The sequence below is a fragment of the Listeria welshimeri serovar 6b str. SLCC5334 genome (genome assembly GCF_000060285.1).
In the GTDB taxonomy this organism is placed as follows: Bacteria; Bacillota; Bacilli; order Lactobacillales; family Listeriaceae; genus Listeria; species Listeria welshimeri.
On record NC_008555.1, the window covers coordinates 12,798 to 31,894 of the forward strand.

At 37.2% G+C, this 19,097-nt stretch carries 20 protein-coding genes; 18 read left to right on the forward strand and 2 right to left on the reverse strand.

What is annotated here, in order from left to right:
* Positions 1-120: 120 nt before the first annotated feature.
* The 8 genes from mvk to LWE_RS00085 all read left to right on the forward strand — a co-directional run bounded on the left by mvk (position 121) and on the right by LWE_RS00085 (position 9,052).
* Complete coding sequence (gene mvk / locus LWE_RS00050) at positions 121-1,089, forward strand: mevalonate kinase (RefSeq protein WP_011700890.1); 969 nt, start codon at positions 121-123, stop codon at positions 1,087-1,089.
* Positions 1,046-2,017 carry a diphosphomevalonate decarboxylase gene (mvaD, locus tag LWE_RS00055; RefSeq protein ID WP_011700891.1) on the forward strand — a complete coding sequence of 324 codons (972 nt, stop codon included), beginning with the start codon at positions 1,046-1,048 and terminating at the stop codon, positions 2,015-2,017. Before mvk ends, mvaD begins: the two co-directional genes overlap by 44 nt.
* Entirely contained in the window at positions 2,007-3,077 is a 1,071-nt protein-coding gene (locus LWE_RS00060) for a phosphomevalonate kinase (protein WP_041176286.1), read from the forward strand. Before mvaD ends, LWE_RS00060 begins: the two co-directional genes overlap by 11 nt.
* Before the next feature lie 343 nt (positions 3,078-3,420).
* Entirely contained in the window at positions 3,421-4,527 is a 1,107-nt protein-coding gene (gene qoxA / locus LWE_RS00065; RefSeq protein ID WP_011700893.1) for a cytochrome aa3 quinol oxidase subunit II, read from the forward strand.
* A gap of 17 nt (positions 4,528-4,544) precedes the next feature.
* A complete protein-coding gene (qoxB, locus tag LWE_RS00070) occupies positions 4,545-6,524 on the forward strand; it encodes a cytochrome aa3 quinol oxidase subunit I (protein WP_011700894.1) in 1,980 nt (659 codons plus the stop codon).
* On the forward strand, positions 6,512-7,123 hold the full coding sequence (gene qoxC, locus LWE_RS00075; RefSeq protein WP_011700895.1) for a cytochrome aa3 quinol oxidase subunit III: 612 nt from the start codon (positions 6,512-6,514) through the stop codon (positions 7,121-7,123). Before qoxB ends, qoxC begins: the two co-directional genes overlap by 13 nt.
* A 1-nt stretch (position 7,124) precedes the next feature.
* Positions 7,125-7,457 carry a cytochrome aa3 quinol oxidase subunit IV gene (gene qoxD / locus LWE_RS00080; RefSeq protein ID WP_003725633.1) on the forward strand — a complete coding sequence of 111 codons (333 nt, stop codon included), beginning with the start codon at positions 7,125-7,127 and terminating at the stop codon, positions 7,455-7,457.
* Between the two features lie 161 nt (positions 7,458-7,618).
* Positions 7,619-9,052: a 6-phospho-beta-glucosidase gene (locus LWE_RS00085; RefSeq protein ID WP_011700896.1), complete on the forward strand. Its 1,434-nt coding sequence runs from the start codon at positions 7,619-7,621 to the stop codon at positions 9,050-9,052.
* Between the two features lie 51 nt (positions 9,053-9,103).
* Here the strand turns inward: LWE_RS00085 and LWE_RS00090 are convergent, their stop codons facing one another.
* Positions 9,104-9,490: a DUF1433 domain-containing protein gene (locus tag LWE_RS00090; RefSeq protein ID WP_011700897.1), complete on the reverse strand. Its 387-nt coding sequence runs from the start codon at positions 9,488-9,490 to the stop codon at positions 9,104-9,106.
* Positions 9,491-9,536: 46 nt separating this feature from the next.
* On the opposite strand from LWE_RS00090, the gene LWE_RS00095 reads away from it, so the two are divergent.
* Both LWE_RS00095 and LWE_RS00100 read left to right on the forward strand, forming a co-directional pair.
* Positions 9,537-10,640: an alpha/beta hydrolase family protein gene (locus tag LWE_RS00095; RefSeq protein ID WP_011700898.1), complete on the forward strand. Its 1,104-nt coding sequence runs from the start codon at positions 9,537-9,539 to the stop codon at positions 10,638-10,640.
* A gap of 3 nt (positions 10,641-10,643) precedes the next feature.
* Positions 10,644-11,072: a hypothetical protein gene (locus LWE_RS00100; RefSeq protein WP_011700899.1), complete on the forward strand. Its 429-nt coding sequence runs from the start codon at positions 10,644-10,646 to the stop codon at positions 11,070-11,072.
* An 81-nt stretch (positions 11,073-11,153) separates the two neighbouring features.
* On the opposite strand, the gene LWE_RS00105 is transcribed toward LWE_RS00100, so the two are convergent.
* Positions 11,154-11,978 carry a C39 family peptidase gene (locus LWE_RS00105; RefSeq protein WP_011700900.1) on the reverse strand — a complete coding sequence of 275 codons (825 nt, stop codon included), beginning with the start codon at positions 11,976-11,978 and terminating at the stop codon, positions 11,154-11,156.
* A 241-nt stretch (positions 11,979-12,219) separates the two neighbouring features.
* Here LWE_RS00105 and LWE_RS00110 point away from each other — a divergent pair, with 241 nt between their 5' ends.
* The 8 genes from LWE_RS00110 to LWE_RS00145 all read left to right on the forward strand — a co-directional run bounded on the left by LWE_RS00110 (position 12,220) and on the right by LWE_RS00145 (position 19,028).
* Positions 12,220-12,960, forward strand: a complete 741-nt coding sequence (locus LWE_RS00110) for a GntR family transcriptional regulator (protein WP_011700901.1) — start codon at positions 12,220-12,222, stop codon at positions 12,958-12,960.
* 15 nt (positions 12,961-12,975) lie between these two features.
* The gene (locus LWE_RS00115) at positions 12,976-13,377 is read left to right on the forward strand and encodes a PTS sugar transporter subunit IIA (protein ID WP_011700902.1); all 402 of its coding nucleotides are present in this window, start codon (positions 12,976-12,978) and stop codon (positions 13,375-13,377) included.
* Positions 13,377-13,868, forward strand: a complete 492-nt coding sequence (locus tag LWE_RS00120; RefSeq protein WP_011700903.1) for a PTS sugar transporter subunit IIB — start codon at positions 13,377-13,379, stop codon at positions 13,866-13,868. The genes LWE_RS00115 and LWE_RS00120 overlap by 1 nt, the downstream gene beginning before the upstream one ends.
* Before the next feature lie 18 nt (positions 13,869-13,886).
* Entirely contained in the window at positions 13,887-14,690 is an 804-nt protein-coding gene (locus tag LWE_RS00125; RefSeq protein WP_011700904.1) for a PTS mannose/fructose/sorbose/N-acetylgalactosamine transporter subunit IIC, read from the forward strand.
* Positions 14,671-15,492: a PTS system mannose/fructose/sorbose family transporter subunit IID gene (locus LWE_RS00130; RefSeq protein ID WP_003721640.1), complete on the forward strand. Its 822-nt coding sequence runs from the start codon at positions 14,671-14,673 to the stop codon at positions 15,490-15,492. The genes LWE_RS00125 and LWE_RS00130 overlap by 20 nt, the downstream gene beginning before the upstream one ends.
* A gap of 27 nt (positions 15,493-15,519) precedes the next feature.
* Positions 15,520-16,224, forward strand: a complete 705-nt coding sequence (locus LWE_RS00135; RefSeq protein ID WP_011700905.1) for an SIS domain-containing protein — start codon at positions 15,520-15,522, stop codon at positions 16,222-16,224.
* A 53-nt stretch (positions 16,225-16,277) separates the two neighbouring features.
* A complete protein-coding gene (locus LWE_RS00140) occupies positions 16,278-16,919 on the forward strand; it encodes a copper homeostasis protein CutC (RefSeq protein ID WP_011700906.1) in 642 nt (213 codons plus the stop codon).
* Between the two features lie 204 nt (positions 16,920-17,123).
* Positions 17,124-19,028, forward strand: a complete 1,905-nt coding sequence (locus LWE_RS00145; protein WP_011700907.1) for a beta-glucoside-specific PTS transporter subunit IIABC — start codon at positions 17,124-17,126, stop codon at positions 19,026-19,028.
* Positions 19,029-19,097: the final 69 nt, after the last annotated feature.

The following is a 19,097-nucleotide window of genomic DNA, read 5'->3' on the forward strand; positions in this document are numbered from 1 at the left end:
GTTGCGCCAGTCATTGTTTTGGGTCAAAAAAAGTTCTATAATAAGGTTTTAGTGAAAAAATTATGGTATCATGAAGTATTAAAGTTTGTATTATTTTGATGGAGAAAGGATTGGCGTGCATTGGCTACAGGCATTGGGACAGCTAAAATGATATTATGCGGAGAACATGCAGTTGTATACGGAGAACCGGCGATTTCAGTCCCATTTACACAAGCAGTAGTAACAACAAATGTAGAAACTTCTACAAAAACCAGATTTTCTTCAGCATTTTTTACAGGTGATTTAGAAGATATGCCAGATTTCTTAGCAGGAATCAAAGCATTAGTTATTGATGTTTTAAATGAAATTGGCAAAGGTGAATGTGTATCTATTCATGTAACTTCAGGCGTTCCAATTGGACGAGGATTAGGTTCAAGTGCTGCAGTAGCGACTAGTATTGCGCGTGGCCTATATAAATATTTCAATCAAAAATTAGACTCAAAAAAATTATTAGCAATAGTTAATGATGCAGAAAAAATTGCTCATGGTAATGCTAGTGGTGTTGATGCTATTACGGTCGTGAGTGAAAAGCCAGTTTGGTATGAACGAGACCGGAAATTAGAAATCATGCACTTTCCTAAAAAAATTACGTTCGTAGTAGCAGATACTGGGGTGCCAAGTGAAACCAGGGATGCCGTTAAGGATGTCCAAGTTTTATATAAAGAAAATCAAGCTGAAATCGGAAAAATAATTCAACAACTAGGGGATATTTCCCGGGAAATAAAGCACCATTTAGAAGGCGATGCAGATACCGTGAAGATTGGTGCTGCAATGAATAGAGCTCAGTCTTATTTGGAAACTTTGACAGTTAGTGATAGTAGTTTAGAAAAATTAATTAAAGTAGCTAGAAATAGTGGTGCAGATGGGGCGAAACTTACAGGTGGCGGTAGAGGTGGATGTATTATCGCTGTAGCAAAAAATCAAGAAATCGCTGAACAAATAACGAAGGCGCTTCATAATGCTGGAGCTGCACAAGAATGGATTTTTACGATTGGAGAAGGTAGTTATGAGAGCGACAGCCATCGCACACACGAATGTGGCGCTAATTAAATACTGGGGAAAACGCGATGAACACTTGATTCTACCTGCAAACAGTAGTTTATCCTTTACGGTAGATAAATTTTATACAAAAACAACGGTAGAATGGGACAAAAACTCAGCCCAAGATACATTTATTTTAAATGGTGAACAAAAAACGGATGCAAAAGTAGCTCGTTTTATAGATAAAATGCGAGAAGAATTTGGTATTACATCAAAGGCAATAATAACTTCTGAAAACCACGTTCCGACTGCTGCTGGACTTGCTTCATCAGCTTCGGCGTTTGCGGCCCTTGCACTTGCAGGATCCAGTGCTGCCGGTAGGGATGATACAAAAGAATATATTTCCAGACTAGCGCGTTTTGGTTCTGGGTCTGCTTCTCGTTCGGTTTTTGGTGATTTTGTTATTTGGGAAAAAGGGCAACAACCAGATGGCAATGATTCATTTGCAATTCCTTTTACCAATAAATTATGCGATAAAATGTCATTAGTAGTTGCAGTCGTTTCTGACAAAGAAAAGAAAGTTTCCAGTCGTGATGGAATGCGTTTAACCGTAGAAACATCTCCGTTTTTTGAAAAATGGGTATCTGCTGCTGAAACTGATTTAGAAGAAATGAAAAAAGCAATTTTAAACGAAGATTTTATCAAAGTTGGTGAAATTACAGAACGAAATGGAATGAAAATGCATGCGACAACACTTGGTGCAGAACCTCCTTTTACGTATTTTCAACCTCAGTCACTCGAAATAATGGACGCTGTTAGAGAACTACGCGAAAATGGCATACCAGCCTATTTTACAATGGATGCAGGTCCGAATGTTAAAGTGATTTGTGAGCGCGAAAATGAAAATATCGTAGCAGAGAAGTTGTCAGGTTTGGCTAAAAATGTTCTAATTTGCCACGCTGGTAAGGAAGCGAGTGTTATATCAGATGAAAAATAAACTACAGGTTAAAATACCCGGAAAATTATATGTTGCTGGTGAATACGCAGTTGTAGAATCCGGTCATACAGCCATTTTAACAGCTGTTAATCGTTATATAACGTTGACACTCGAAGATAGTGATCGTAATGAATTATGGATTCCTCACTATGAAAATCCAGTTTCATGGCCGGTTGGCGGAGAACTCAAACCGGACGGGGAACATTGGACGTTTACAGCTGAAGCAATTAATATTGCGACAACTTTCTTAAAATCAGAAGGCATCGAGCTAACTCCGGTGAAAATGGTTATTGAAACAGAATTAATCGACCAATCTGGAGCTAAATATGGACTAGGTTCGAGCGCAGCAGCAACAGTAGCTGTAATCAACGCGCTAATGACTAAATTTTATCCTGAAATATCTATGTTAAAAAAATTCAAATTAGCTGCACTTTCGCATTTAGTAGTACAAGGGAATGGTTCTTGTGGGGATATTGCTTCTTGTATGTACGGTGGCTGGATTGCTTACACTACATTTGATCAAGAATGGGTGAAGCATCGTTTAGCTTATAAATCACTCGAATGGTTTATGAAAGAGCCATGGCCAATGCTTCAAATCGAAACATTAGAAGAACCAGTCCCGACTTTTTCTGTTGGATGGACGGGTACACCTGTTAGTACTGGAAAACTTGTTTCGCAAATTCATGCGTTTAAACAAGAAGATAGCAAGAATTACCAACATTTCTTAACTAGAAATAATGAGATAATGAAGCAAATAATTCAAGCTTTCCATACGAAAGATGAGGAACTGCTTTATTCATCAATTAAAGAAAATCGTCGCATCCTTCAAGAACTTGGAACAAAAGCTGGTGTAAATATTGAAACTAGCTTATTAAAAGAACTAGCTGACTCAGCTGAAAACTTTGGTGGAGCAGGAAAATCTTCTGGTTCTGGCGGTGGAGATTGTGGTATAGCTTTCTCAAAAACAAAGGAACTAGCCGAAAAACTAGTTAATGAATGGGAAACCCTTGGTATTAAGCATTTACCTTTCCATACAGGGAGAGTGCAAATTACTGAATAAAATTTAAGCAGCAAACTAAGATAAATTGTTTGTTGCTTTTTTTGTTTTAAATTTCACAATCAAGGGAATAGTCAACAGAACGAAAGTTTGTGAAATATTTAATATATCAGGTTTTTGAACTAAGGTTTCAAATCAGATATAATGAGTTAGAGTATGAACATAGTGATTCTAAAAATGCTAATCAATTTTAAAAAAGTTTGTGAGCTTTTTAAAAGAATCGCATAGAAAAAGCATTTTTTCAATTACATAGGAGTTCTAACAAGCTTCTTTCAGCACTCCGGTAATGGTATTTTTGCGCAAAAATACACATTAGAAAACATCAAAAGGAAAAGAGGGGATTCGGGTGTCAAAGGTACTTAAATCTTTGCTACTCACGGCACTACTTGGGGTTACCGGCCTTATAAGTGGTTGTGGTGACTTGACAGTACTTAATCCAAAAGGGCCAGTTGCAAAAGGTCAGTCGGACTTAATTATTTATTCGATTATATTTATGCTGGTTATTGTTTTGACGATTTTTGTATTGTTTACGATTATGTTGGTTAAATACCGCGAACGGAAAGACATTTCAAACTATGAGCCAGATATGCATGGTAGTAGAAAACTGGAAATTCTTTGGACAATGATTCCAGTGGCTATCGTTATCGCTCTAGCTATTCCAACTGTAAAAACAATTTATGCAGGGGAAGAAGCGCCAAAAGTGACTTCGCACAAAGATCCAATTATTATTTATGCAACAAGTGCAGACTGGAAATGGATTTTTAGTTATCCAGATGAGTCTATTGAGACGGTTAACTATGTAAATATTCCAACTGACCGTCCTGTATTATTCAAATTAACTTCTGCAGATACAATGACGAGTTTTTGGGTACCACAATTAGGTGGGCAAAAATATGCGATGTCAGGAATGACGATGAATTTATATTTACAAGCAGATGAAGTTGGTACATACAAAGGGCGTAACGCGAACTTCAACGGTGAAGGTTTTGCGGATCAACGTTTTGATGTAGTAGCTCAATCTGAAAAAGATTTCAAAAAATGGGCAAAAGAAACGAAAGCAAATTCGCCAGTTATTACGCAAGACACTTATGACCGTCTTCTAATTCCTGGAAGTTCTAAGAAAAAAACTTATTCTGGTACGCATTTAGCATTTGTTGATGTGGCAGCTGATCCAGAGTATGTTTTCTATGCTTACAAACGTTTTGGTTATGAGATGACAAATCCACATAATCCAAACACTAAATCAACCATTTCTGATGAGCCAATGCTACCGGTTCGTCCTGTGACAGTAACTAATCCGCAATTTGAGCGTCATGATATGAAGCCGCAAATTATTAAAAACGGTGAAGGTTACCACGAGGATAAACATCGTGAGGACGAAATGAAGAAAATGGAAGAAGACATCCAAACAAATGAATTCAATAAAAAAGAATCGGATGACGCAGGGAACTAAAGGGGGGGACATAAGACATGAAATTGAATGAGTTTATCGTAACTGGCGACCCGATGATTTTAGGTGCGCAGATATCTATCGTACTTGTAAGTATTGGTGTTGTTGCGTTACTAACTTATACAAAAAAATGGAAGTGGCTCATGAAAGAGTGGATTTCTTCCGTTGATCATAAAAAAATTGGTATTATGTACTTGCTTGCTGCTGTCTTAATGTTTTTCCGTGGTGGTGTGGATGCGCTAATGATGCGTACCCAGCTAGCTTTACCGGATATGAAATTTTTGGACGCACAGCATTACAATGAAGTATTTTCTACACACGGAACTATTATGATTTTATTTATGGCAATGCCGTTTATTATTGGACTTATGAACATTGCAGTGCCACTTCAAATTGGTGCACGTGATGTAGCATTTCCATTTTTAAACAACTTAAGTTTTTGGACATTCTTTATGGGTGCGATGTTATTTAACTTATCATTCGTAATTGGTGGTTCACCAGATGCTGGTTGGACAAACTATGCGCCACTTGCGACAGATTTTAGCGCTGGATATGGAATTAACTTCTATCTTCTAGGTGTTCAAATCGCTGGTATTGGTACGCTGATGACGGGGATTAACTTTTTCGTTACGATTTTACGAATGCGTACAAAAGGTATGACGTTAATGAAAATGCCAATGTTTACTTGGTCTTCATTAATTACAAGCTTAATCATCATTTTCGCTTTCCCAGTTTTAACAGTGGCACTTGCACTAATGTCATTTGACCGACTGTTTGGGACAGCATTCTTCACACTCACGAATGGCGGGCTCCCAATGATGTGGGCTAACTTGTTCTGGGTTTGGGGACATCCGGAAGTTTATATTGTTATTTTGCCAGCTTTCGGTATTTTCTCAGAGATTATTTCTACGTTCTCCAGGAAAAAATTATTTGGTTATCCGGCGATGGTTGCCGCGATGGCAGTTATTTCTTTACTAAGTTTCCTTGTTTGGGTCCATCACTTCTTTACAATGGGATCAGGGGCGCTTGTTAACTCCTTCTTCTCCATTACAACGATGATGATTGCGATACCGACCGGGATTAAGATATTCAACTGGCTCTTTACGATGTATAAAGGGCGAATAACCTTTACAACACCAATGCTTTGGTCGCTTGCCTTTATCCCTAACTTTGTTGTTGGTGGGGTAACTGGGGTTATGCTTGCGATGGCTGCAGCCGATTATCAATATCATAATACGTATTTCTTAGTATCTCATTTCCACTACGTATTAATTGCTGGGACTGTATTCTCCTGCTTTGCCGGGCTTACATACTGGTATCCAAAAATGGTCGGTTACAGACTAAATGAAAAAATTGGTAAATGGTTCTTCTGGATTTTTGTTGTTGGATTTAACGTTTGTTTCTTCCCGCAATATTTCCTAGGACTAGATGGTATGCCTCGTCGTATTTATACTTATGTTCAAGGTGATGGTTGGACAACGCTTAACTTTATCTCCACAGTGGGCGGATTCTTGATGGGTGTAGCATTCTTAGTACTTTGCTATAACATCTATTACAGCCATAAACACTCTAAACGTGAAGTTACTGGTGACCCGTGGGATGCTCGTACGCTTGAATGGGCTACAAGTTCTGCAGTTCCTCCAAAATATAACTTTGCTGTTTTACCAGAATGGAACGACTTGGATGATTTCTGGAATAGAAAACAAAAAGGCGATTCATATGTGAATGACAAGAATTATAAACCAATTCATATGCCAAGTAATACAATGGTCGGTTTTGTAATGTCCGTTTTCTTCTTCATTGCAGGTTTCGGATTAGTCTTTTACTGGTACTGGTTAGGAATTATTGGTCTCGTTGGTATTTTAGGATGTATGATTTATCGTTCATTCCAAAACAATGATGGCTACCACGTTGAAGTGGATGAAATTAAAGAAACAGAAGAACATAATGCGCGCGAACTTGCGACTGGTGTGAAGGAGGGGAACCCATGGAATCTGTAGAAGCAAATAAAAATCTGCCAATAGAATATAGGTCAGAACAAGGTCGATTAAATATTCTTGGTTTCTGGATTTTCCTTGGCGCCGAAATCGCATTGTTTGCTACTCTTTTTGCTACTTACTTTGTTATGAGAAAGGCTGGCTCGAATGCGGGTCATCCGCCAGCAGAAATGTTTGAACTTTGGCTTGTCCTTATAATGACATTTTTACTATTAACAAGTAGTTTTACGTGTGGTCTAGCAATTGGTGAGATGCGTAAAGGCAATGTGAAAATGTTGACGATTTACTCGATTATTACACTCATTCTTGGTGCGGGATTTGTTGGCTTTGAGTTATATGAATTTGCACACTATGTGACAGAAGGCGTTACAATGCAAGTCGGTTCTTACTGGTCGGCATTCTTCGTTTTACTAGGGACACATGGACTTCACGTTACGGTCGGGATTTTCTGGATTAGTTTTATTCTGATTCAAATTAAAATGCATGGTTTGACACCAAAAACAGCATCAAAAGTATTTATTTCCAGTTTATACTGGCATTTCCTTGATGTTGTGTGGATTTTCATTTTCACCGGTGTCTATTTGCTAGGGATGGTGAACTAATATGACACAAAATAATAAATCAAATGCAGCACATGCTGAAGGTGGCATTCCTTGGAAACATATTGTTGGTTTCGCGTTATCAGTTATTTTGACGCTTCTAGCAGTTTGGGTAGCTCTTTATTCAACGCTTACAACAAATGTTAAGGTAGTTATTATTTTCATCTTTGCGTTCATTCAGGCAGCCCTACAACTTCTAATGTTCATGCATATGACGGAAGGCCGCGATGGCAAAATTCAAATTGGTAACATTTTATTCGCAGCATTTATTGCGATTGTCGTAGTTATTGGTTCTTATTGGGTAATGGAAATTGGTCATATGAATCATTTGTTATAAAAAGGAGCGAGTATAGAATTAATTTTCTATGCTCGTTTTTTGCATTTTTAAAGGGTTTAGAAGACGAAATAAAAAATTTCTAAAATTATTGCTTGCTATGTAATGCATTACATATTCTATAGTTAAGAAGTAAATTATATTCGTGAGAGGAGTTACACAAAATGACAGAATCAAAATTTCCTAAAGGCTTTTTATGGGGCGGAGCAGTTGCTGCAAACCAATGTGAAGGCGCTTATCTTGAAGACGGTAAAGGACTTTCACTAGTAGATATAGTACCAACAGTAGAGGACGGACGTTGGGACGCACTTTTCAATCCAACGAAAGCGCTTTCCACTGATTATGGTTTTTACCCAAGTCATGAATCAATTGATTTTTATCATCGTTATAAAGAAGACATTAAATTAATGGCGGATATGGGATTCAAATGTTTCCGTATGTCCATCAGCTGGCCACGTATTTTCCCAAATGGTGACGAAACTACACCAAATGAAAAAGGATTAGCATTTTATGACGCAGTTTTTGATGAGTGTCATAAATATGGTATCGAGCCAGTAGTTACAATCAATCATTTCGATACTCCACTAGAAGTTTTCAAAAAATATGGTGGTTGGAAAAACCGCAAATGTATCGACTTTTACTTGAATTTCTGTGAAGCTATTTTCACACGTTATAAAGATAAAGTAAAATATTGGATGACATTTAACGAAATTAACATGATTCTTCATATTCCATTCTTTGGTGGCGGCATGGACGTTACGAATGAAGAAAACCCAGAAGAAGTCAAATACCAAGCGGCACATCACCAATTAGTTGCATCTGCTTTAGCAACAAAACTTGGTCATGAAATCAACCCGGAAAACCAAATAGGTTGTATGCTTGCAGCTGGGAACACATACCCAATGACATGTAATCCACAAGATGTTTGGAAATCCATTCAAGCGGACCGTGAAGGCTATTTCTTCATTGACGTTCAAGCGCGTGGTTACTATCCAAGCTACACTAAACGCTTCTTCAAAGAACACAACATTAACATCAAAATGGAAGATGGCGACTTAGACGCATTACGCGATCACACAGTTGATTATGTGGCATTCAGTTACTATTCTTCTCGTCTAACAAGCGCAGATCCAGAGAAAAGCAAAGAAACAGAAGGCAATGTTTTTGCAACACTAAAAAACCCATATCTAAAAGCAAGCGAATGGGGTTGGCAAATTGATCCACTAGGTCTTCGTATCACTATGAATACAATTTATGACCGTTATCAAAAACCACTTTTCATTGTAGAAAATGGATTAGGTGCAGTAGATACAGTGGAAGAAGATGGCGCTATTAATGATGATTACAGAATCGATTACATGCGTGAACACGTTCGCGAAATGGGTGAAGCAATCGAGGACGGCGTGGAACTTCTTGGTTACACACCATGGGGCTGCATCGACCTTGTCAGCGCTGGCTCTGGTGAAATGAAAAAACGTTATGGCTTCATCTACGTTGACCGCGACAACAAAGGCAACGGAACACTAAACCGCTCGAAGAAAAAATCATTCGACTGGTACAAAAAAGTAATTGAAACAAACGGTAAAGATATCGATTAATAACTAACAAACCCCCACTTTCGGCGATGAAGGTGGGGGTTTTAAGTAATATTATTTATGGGAAGTTTCTTCTTTTTCGATTTCAGAAACAGACTTATCTGTAGGGTATTTAGCCCATTCATACATTTCTATAGGCATACCCACATTTTCTTCAAAATGTTTACCATAAATAGATGCAGTTATATATAAATCCTTATCTCCATTTACATAGCCTTCTATATAAGGAGTACCCATACCAGTGACAGATACGTTTGTAAAAGTAACATTGTCTATATTTTTGTAATTATATTTTAAATACTTTTCAATTCGAGGAGATTCTTCTGATAAGAATTGTTGTTTTGCTTTTTGTTTTTCATGATTTTGCATAATAAGGTAGCCTCCAATACAAACTAGTATTATAATAATAGTTAAAAAAATCAAAATGATTTTTTTTTTCATTTTCTTCACCTCATAAAAATAATAACACAGAATAGGGAGAGATGTTATGAAAGTGAAAGATAACACAAATTTTTATTTAGCAGATGCAGTATACTCAAATAAATATCTAAAAATAGGAAGTGTGTTACCCTTAGCAAATGATGAAGAGTGGATCACAATCAACTCAGTAAACAAAGAAAACGGTCTGCAAGCTATTGCAGTGGTGCCATTGAAGGATTATAAAGATTACAATAACGGGAAATTAAAAAAATATACTCATATTGTTTTTGTATCGCGAGGATCTGAAGAATTAAATGATTGGAAAGAAAACTTAGGTCTGGTTGTAAAGGAAGATGATAAAGAAGGCCAATTTAAAGTATATGACAAATTCGTTAATGATACGCTTGGAAAATTTAAGACGCAGGACTATAGTTTTACAGGACATAGTTTAGGCGGTGGATTAGCGCAGTATGAAGCTGTTAAGCACCTAAAACCAGCAGTAACATTTGCTGCCGCGAGAGCTTTTAATAAATTAACGGACAAAGAGCAAAAAAAGGCTTTAAATGGGGAGTATTGGGATTTAATTAAAGATTATTATCATTCAGACGATGTCGTTGGAATGTTACCACCAAATGCGGAAGTTTTTTATAGACAATACTTAATGAAACGTAATTCAAGTGAAAATAATATAGACAAATTTGGAATTGGTGGACATATGCAGTCTACTTTTATTGGTTGTTTTGGGGTAGATGGTGCGGCTGAATTACTTGTTAAACCAGACGAAATTATTAATCAAATCGAGCGTTTGGATGATGTTTTTGCAAAAATGCGTCAGATTGAAAATTTTATGCAAGACTATGAAGAGTGGGAAAAAATACAGTCACAGCGCCTGAGATCTCAGCTAGATGAAGAAACATGGGAAGGTGGAAAGTACAGTGAATTAACAAACTGGGATGTAGATGATGTACTTACTGAGGTTTCAAGAAAATACAAAGACGGTGTATATAGGTTTCATAATACAGATAAATTTGAAGAGTTTTATGATGAAAATAGAAAAACAATTCAAAAACTAAATGGATTTAAAGAAGAAGTAATTAGTGCAGCGCTAGCTTTTAATAATAAAGATAAAGAATTAGGCAACTGGATAAAAGAAAACAGCAAAGGATGGTAAAAAATGTACGGGAGTTCACCAACAACACAGAAAATCGAAAATTACGATTACTATGCAAAAGCTGAACAACAACGATTACAAGCTGAATTGGATAATAAAGATGCCAAACTAAGCAATCAAGATAGAGCAGATATTATCGCGGCACAGAGAGCGTTAGAAAAGCAAATGCAAAAACAACATTTACAAGCGGAGGTTCCTAAAAAAGTAACGAAAATAATAGATGAGGGTAAACAAGAGTTAGTAAGAATTGAACAAATATGGGTAGATTTACTTGCCGATTATGCTGATATCGTAGCCCAAATGGAGTGTTCATTTGAGTCTAAAACTGGTAAAGCTTTAAAAGAATGGATGGTTCATTATCGGAGTAACCAGATAATTCGAAATGAAATTTTAATTTATGACTGCCAAAACTCCATCAAATTAGATAATTAAAAACAATACATAAAATAAAAAGCAGAAATCATTGTGTAACACCATCCAAAAAATGGCATACATAAGACTTCTGCTTTTCCATTAATATGAAATTGCGCGTTTTGCTTGTTTGCTCCAACAAGTATTAAAATAACTCTGTGAAATTCGAGCGTTTTTTTGGCCAGACCAGCTATCATTATAGTAAAAATTATTTTTATCATAACCAGTGATAGTGATTGCATGGACAGAAAATCCTTGGAAATTACTGACCCAAGCTACAACTGGACGTTTTTTGTTCAGTTGATTTTTAATACCTGTTAAATTCGTTCCGGTCATGTTTTTCGCGCTGCCAGCATATTTCTTTACTTGGTTGACTAAAGCGGGTGGATAAATTGTCCAACCACTCTTAGAAAAAGGATTACCTACAAATCCATAATTTGGATTAGATTTATGACGTTTCATTTCTTTTGCTAACTTCACTTTGTCTACGTTTTTACCTGCATAACGCAGCATCATGGCTACATTTGTAATTTCGCATCCGGTTGGAAGTTGCGGACGTTGCACAATTAAAGGTACATTCATTTGAATAATCTTTGGAGTTGATGGTTTGGGTGCGGGCGTTGAGGCACCAGCTGCTTTTACATATTTCCCAGATACGTAGCCTTTTTTTCCTTTAAAACTGATTCTATACCAGTTGTTAGACGTTTTTGCAATGGCTTTAAATTTTGTTTTATTCTTGAGCCAACCGATCACTTTCCCGGATGTGGCATTTGTTGTACGAACATTAAGGCTGGCTGTTGTCACCATCTGCTTATTAATCACAGTTTCCTTTGCCGCCGCCTGACCAGTTGTAGAAACACTAAAAATACTTAAAACAAGCCCCAAGACAAGTAGCATTTTCCCCCATTTGCTAAAAAAATCTCCCATTATATCCCCCTTTAATACAGATTACTTATTTATACCCTATTTTCAAAAAACGAAAAGAAAACGCTTGCATAAATATAATAGCCATGGTACTATGAAAATGAACTTAACGTGTTAACCGGTTATTATAGTAAAAGTTCAGTATTAGCAAGCGAATTCAAGTTTGCAATCAAAAATGTATCATGGTACCATTAACCTAAAACTTAACGTGTTAACACGCGGGATGCTTTAGGGGGAACTAACGATGTCAGAACCAAAATATGCGATTATAATCAGTGATATCAAGCGATTAATCAATAATGGAACTTTCAAGCCAGGAGAAAAAATTTATTCCGAAGATGAACTTAAAAAGAAATATAATGTTAGTAATACAACAGTTGTTCGCGCTTTACATGAACTTGTAAGAGCAGGGATTTTAGCGCGTTATCAAGGAAAAGGTACTTACGTTAGTAAATCCATTATCAATGAGGAAGTTATTTTTAATGAATATACAACAGTGCCTAACGGTAAATTTAATCGAAAAACAAAAATTACTAATGAGCATACGAAAGTTTTGGCTATTAACGAAATTCAAGATGAGCGAATTGCTAAAAATCTGCAAATCCCACCTGAAAACATGATTGTTCATTTTCAGCGGATTCGTCTTATAGATGACGTACCTTGGACAGTTCAAAACAACTATATGGCAAAATCCAATTTAATTAACGTCGATTTAACGAATCTGGAAAAGTTTAATTCTTTATCGGAAGTAATTAAAGAGCTTTATGGTATAAATATTCTGCATGAGGCGATGAAAGAGCGCATTCAAGTTGAATTTCCAGTAAAAGACAAGAATAATTTTAAATTACTTGAAATCGACACAGAATTACCACTTTATCACATTGAAAGAATCACTTATGTACCAGAGGGAAAGCCCTATGAATATATTGAAAGCTATTTACGACATAATTTTTACTCTATTGAAATTGAAAAGAAAAAACAATAGAAAGGAGATCATTACTTGAATTATATTATCGCAGCACATGGCCGGTACGCGCAGGAAGTAAAAAATAGCTGCCAGATGATTACCGGCCAAACAACGAATATCGCAGCAGTTACTTTTACCGAAGACATGGGGGTGACGGATGTATTAGAGAGCTACAATGCTGTTTATTCACCTGAAAATGAAACCGTTATCATAGTAGATATTGTGGGTGGGACACCTTGTAATGCAGCGCAAATGTTTCGTGCAAAATATCCTGAAATAAAGATAGTATCAGGTTTATCACTAGGATTAATTATCCCGCTTAGTCTGGGAGAAAGCTTAGAAGGAGCGATTATTGGCGCACAAGAAAATATTCAATTTGTGGAATTGAAAGCAAATAATTCGACAGTAAGCGATGATGGAGAGGAAGAGGACTAATGGGAAGTAACGGAATTAAACATGTACGTGTTGATGAAAGACTAATTCATGGACAAGTAGCAACAATGTGGACTAATACCATAAAGGCAACGCGAATTATGATTGTTGACGATGCCGTTGTAAAAAATGATATGGAAAAAATGGCACTCAAAACCGCAGTACCAGCTGGCGTTAAACTAAGTATCCTTACAGTAAAAGGGGCAGCGAACAATATCAATAATGATAAATACGTTGGTCAACAAGTTTTCTTAATTGTAAAGTCACCCCATGCGCTTCGTGGTTTAGTGGATGCTGGTGTAGAACTTCCTCAAATTAATGTAGGAAACATGTCAACAAAAGCAGGGAGCCGCCAAATCAAAAAATCTGTTAGTGTAACAGATGAAAATTTGGAAGATTTTGATTATTTATCCAAAAAAGGAATTAAAATCACAGCTCAAATGGTTCCTAGTGAAGATGCTATTGAATTTGCAAGTTTATTAAAAAATAAGTAATAAGAAGGGAGAACTATAATGGATTTAGCAGTTTGGCAGATTATATTGTTGGTTATACTTGCAGCTTGTACCATTCTTGATGCTTTAACTTTAGTAATAGGACTTAATTTCCCTGTAATAACAGGAACACTCGCTGGAATTATAATGGGCGACATGGTACTTGGTCTTGCTATTGGGGCAACGTTACAACTGATGGTTCTAGGTGTTGGTACATATGGCGGGGCGTCAATCCCTGACTTTACAACCGGGGCAATTGTAGGAACAGTATTTGCTGTTTTGTCAGGGCAAGATGCGGAATTTGCGATTGGGCTTGCAATTCCAGTAGGACTTTTAATGGTTCAATTAGATATTTTAGCTAGATTTACCAATACATTTTTCTTACATCGAATTGATTCTAACATTGCTTCGGGCAACATTTCTGCGGTAAAAAGAAATATTTGGTATGGAGCATTACCATGGGCTTTATCACGTGCAGTACCAGTATTTATCATGTTGACTTTCGGACAAGGAGTAGTTGATTTTATTCTAAATGAAATTCCAGAATGGCTAATGGGCGGACTTCGTGTAGCTGGCGGAATCCTTCCAGTAGTGGGTATCGCGATTCTTCTTCGTTACTTGCCAACAAATAAATTCGTCGCATACTTAATTATTGGTTTCGTAGCAGCAGCTTATCTAAAAGTACCAATGCTAGGCGTGGCGCTAATTGGTGTAGCTTTAGCAATCATTTACTTCAAACAAAATTTCAAAAACCAAGTGGCTGTGGGACTAAATGGCGCAGCGCTAGTTGGGGAGGAGAACGAAGATGGCGAATACGAAGACTGAACAGGATTTTGAAAAAGTCCTTAAGAGACGCGATTTAATAGCAGCAAACTTTCGTTGGTTGTTTGCCAGCCAAATCTGTTGGAACTATGAGCGAATGATGTCAACTGGTTACCTTTATAGTATTTTGCCAACGCTTCGGAAACTTTATAAAACAGATGATGACTTAAAAGACATGATGAACATGCACAATCAATTTTTTAACACGAACCCTATGGTCGGTGGTTTGATTTTAGGAATGGATATGGCTATTGAAGAACGAGAAAAGAAAGCTTCAAAAGAAGTTGTAACTGGTTTGAAAACAGGGCTAATGGGACCGTTTGCTGGTGTTGGTGATACAATTTTTGGCGTTATCTTACCGACGATTTTCGGATCGATTGCAGCATATATGGGTCTTCAAGGCAATGTGACGGGTGTTGTTATCTGGGTATTAGTTAACATTTTAGTTGTGGGAGCTAGATTTACGCTACTTCCACTCGGTTATAAGCAAGGTGCGAAATTAGTAACTGAATTTGCAGACAGACTTAATGCGTTAACCGATGCAGCTATTTTGCTCGGGGTCACAGTTGTAGGAGCGCTCATTCCAACTGTAATTAAAGCAACTGTTCCTTTCGTTTATAAATCAGGGAAAGTAGAACTTAAAATGCAAGACATGCTCGATCAAATTATGCCTTCTCTCGTTCCAGTTTTACTCGTGGCACTCATTTATGCACTTTTAGGCCATAAAAAAATGACATCTACGAAGGCGATTTTATTAGTAATGGTTATTGCGATTATTTTATTCAACCTAAAAATTCTAGGTTAAAATATAAAAATTGGAGGAATAGACAAAATGGGTTTAACATTTTTTGACAAAGCACGTGAATTAACAGAGGAACTTGAAAGAACACAAGTGGAAAATATTCACGAAGCAGCGCAACTAGTAGCAGAGAGCATTATGAACGACGGGATCATTCAAGCATTTGGTAGTGGGCATTCTTATGCAGCAGCAATTGAAGTATGTGGAAGAGCGGGAGGGCTTATTCCGTCAAAAGTTATTATGGATCCCGCGGGAGGATACTATGAATCTATTGAGGGCGTTGGTTCCTTGTTAACTCATAGATTACAAGCAAAACCAAATGATGTATTCTTTCTTATATCTAATTCAGGTCGAAATCCGATGGGAATCGAGCTTGCAGAATGGATTAAAGCGCAAGGCTGTAAATTGATTGTTGTAACGGCGCTTGATGCCTCTCAAACAGCAGCATCCAGACATTCTTCTGGAAAATTGTTATATGAATTTGCGGATGTCATTCTAGATAATCGCTCGGTTCAAGGAGATGCGGCACTCGAATTAGATGGTTTAGAGGGAAAAGTTTGCGGAACATCTTCCTTCTCAGCTGTTTTGCTTCTACAACAAACCATCTATGAAGCAGTAGAACTGATGCTAGAAAAAGGATACACACCACCAGTTTATCGCAGTGCCAATATTGATGGCGGCTACGAATATAATTTTGCGATTGAAGATAAGTTTGCTGACCGGATTTTCCACTTATAATAAAAATGGGCGCGAAAATAATATTTATTTTCGCGCTTTTTGGAGGTTAGATGATGGTATTAAAAGAAGCATGTATTGAAAACACTACTAATTTAGCGAAAGTTATTTTAGCTGGGGCTAATCGAATTGAGCTTTGTGACAATCTGGCGGAAGGTGGGACTTCTGTTAGTTATGGGGTTGCGAAATATGTAGTGCACTTTTGTCATCAAAAAAATGTGCGTGTTATGGCAATGGTTCGTCCTCGAAAAGGCGATTTTACTTACACAAAAGAGGAGATTGCAATGATGTGTGAGGATATTTTAATGTATAAGAAAGTAGGGATTGATGGAGTTGTTTTTGGTTGTATTACGAATTCAAAGCAGCTCGATAAACCAGCTATAAAACAATCAATGAAAGCTGCAACAGGTGTCGAAGTGACATTTCATATGGCATTTGATGAGTTAATAGAAACAGAGAAATTACAAGCAATAGACTGGTTGGCAACACAAGGTATTACACGAATTCTGACGCATGGTGGAGACGGGACCAAACTTCCCAAAGAAATATTTATGAATTGGCGAAAATATATTGATTATGCAGCCGATCGTATCATTATTTTGCCAGGTGGAGGGATTAAATCTCATAATTTAGAATGGATTATAAAAGAAACTGGAGCGACTGAAATACATGGTACAGACTTGTTTGGGGAGCATTAAAACTCCCCTAATAAAAAAATTTTTAAAAAAGGCTTGCAACCGTTTTCTTTATATGATATATTTATCTCATCACAAAGGATTGTTACCAATTTATTGGGCAAAACCTAAGCTGATTTGTAGGACACGTGTATACGTGGAGTCCTCGAATGAGCTTAGGTTTTTCTTTTTGCCCAAAAAACCAAAAAGAGGAAGGAAGTCGTCAAAATGAAATATGAACAGTTAGCAAAAGACATCTTGAAAAATGTCGGCGGTAAAGAAAATATCAACAGTGTGTTCCATTGTATTACCAGACTTCGGTTTAAACTGAAAGATGAGAATATTGCGAACACAAAAGAGATTGAAAAGCTTGACGGAGTTATCTCTGTAATTAAAAGTGGAGGTCAATACCAAGTAGTTATTGGTAACCACGTACCAGACGTATTTAAAGCAGTACTAGAAGTTGGCGGTATTTCAGCAGAAGGTGACGAAGGAAGCAGCGCACCAGCAACAGGTAATATCTTCAACCGTTTTATTGATATGATTTCCGGTGTATTTACACCAGTTTTAGGCGTATTAGCAGCAACAGGTATGATTAAAGGTTTCGCAGCAATGTTCTTAGCATTTGGCTGGCTTACAGAAACATCAGGGACTTATATACTCCTTTATGCAATTGGGGATTGTTTATTCTACTTCTTCCCGATTTTCCTAGGTTACACAGCAATGAAAAAATTTGGTGGGAACGTATTTATCGGAATGGCAATAGGGGCAGCCTTAGTCTATCCTACACTTGCAGGTATTTCTGCAGGTAAACCAATTTTCACGCTTTTCGCAGGAACCGTATTTGAATCTCCAATTCATATCACATTCTTAGGAATTCCAGTTATCTTGATGAATTATGCATCTTCTGTTATTCCGATTATCTTAGCAACATATTTTGGTTCAAAAGTAGAAAAAGGCTTCAAGAAAATTATTCCAGATGTAATTAAAACTTTCGTAGTTCCATTCTGTACTTTGTTAGTAGTCGTTCCAATTACTTTCCTTTTAATTGGCCCAATCGCTACATGGGCTGGTCAATTACTAGGAGCAGGAACAATTTGGGTTTATAACTTAAGTCCTGTAATCGCTGGTTTAATCCTAGGTGGTTTCTGGCAAGTATTCGTTATCTTTGGACTTCACTGGGGTCTAGTACCAGTGGCAATCAACAACTTAGCTTCTCTTCACCATGATCCAATTTTAGCAATGACTTTCGGTGCATCATTTGCACAAATCGGTGCAGTATTAGCAGTATTCTTTAAAACTAGAAATACAAAAATCAAAGCTCTTAGTATCCCAGCATTTATTTCGGGTATCTTTGGTGTAACTGAGCCAGCGATTTACGGGGTTACTTTACCACTGAAAAAACCATTTATCATGAGCTGTATCGCTGGTGGTATTGGTGGCGGAATCATTGGTTTTGCAGGGTCGCAAACATATATCATGGGTGGGCTTGGAATCTTCGGTCTTCCTAACTTCTTCAAACCAGGTGAAGGTATTACAGGCGCATTCTGGTGGGTAGTAATCGCTATCGTTATCAGCTTCATCCTTGGTTTCATCTTAACTTATGTAGTTGGATTCAAAGACCCAGCTGAAGCAGTAGTAGAAGAATCTAACACAGTAGAAGGCGAAACTTTAATCGAACGTGAAACAATTCCAGCTCCAGTAGTTGGCGAAATCGTAACTTTAGCAGATGTAAAAGACGAAGCATTTTCATCCGGTGCACTTGGAAAAGGTGTAGCAATCATTCCTTCTGTCGGACGTGTTGTAGCTCCAGCAGCAGGAACTGTAACAACAATCTTCCCAACTGGGCATGCAATTGGTATTACAACAAATGACGGTGCAGAAGTACTAATTCACATTGGTATGGACACAGTTCAACTAGAAGGTAAATTCTTCACAGCACACGTTAAACAAGGTGATACGATTACAAAAGGTCAATTACTAACTGAATTTGATATTGAAGGCATTAAAGCAGCTGGTTATGATGTTACAACACCAGTAGTAGTAACAAACTCCAATCAATATTTAGACGTAATGATTACAGATGCAAAAGAAGCAAAACTAGAAGAACGTTTAATCACATTAGTAATTTAAGACTTATTAATAAGCAGCTTGGGCAAAATTTGCTCAAGCTGTTTTTATGTTATACTGAGAAAAAATGGG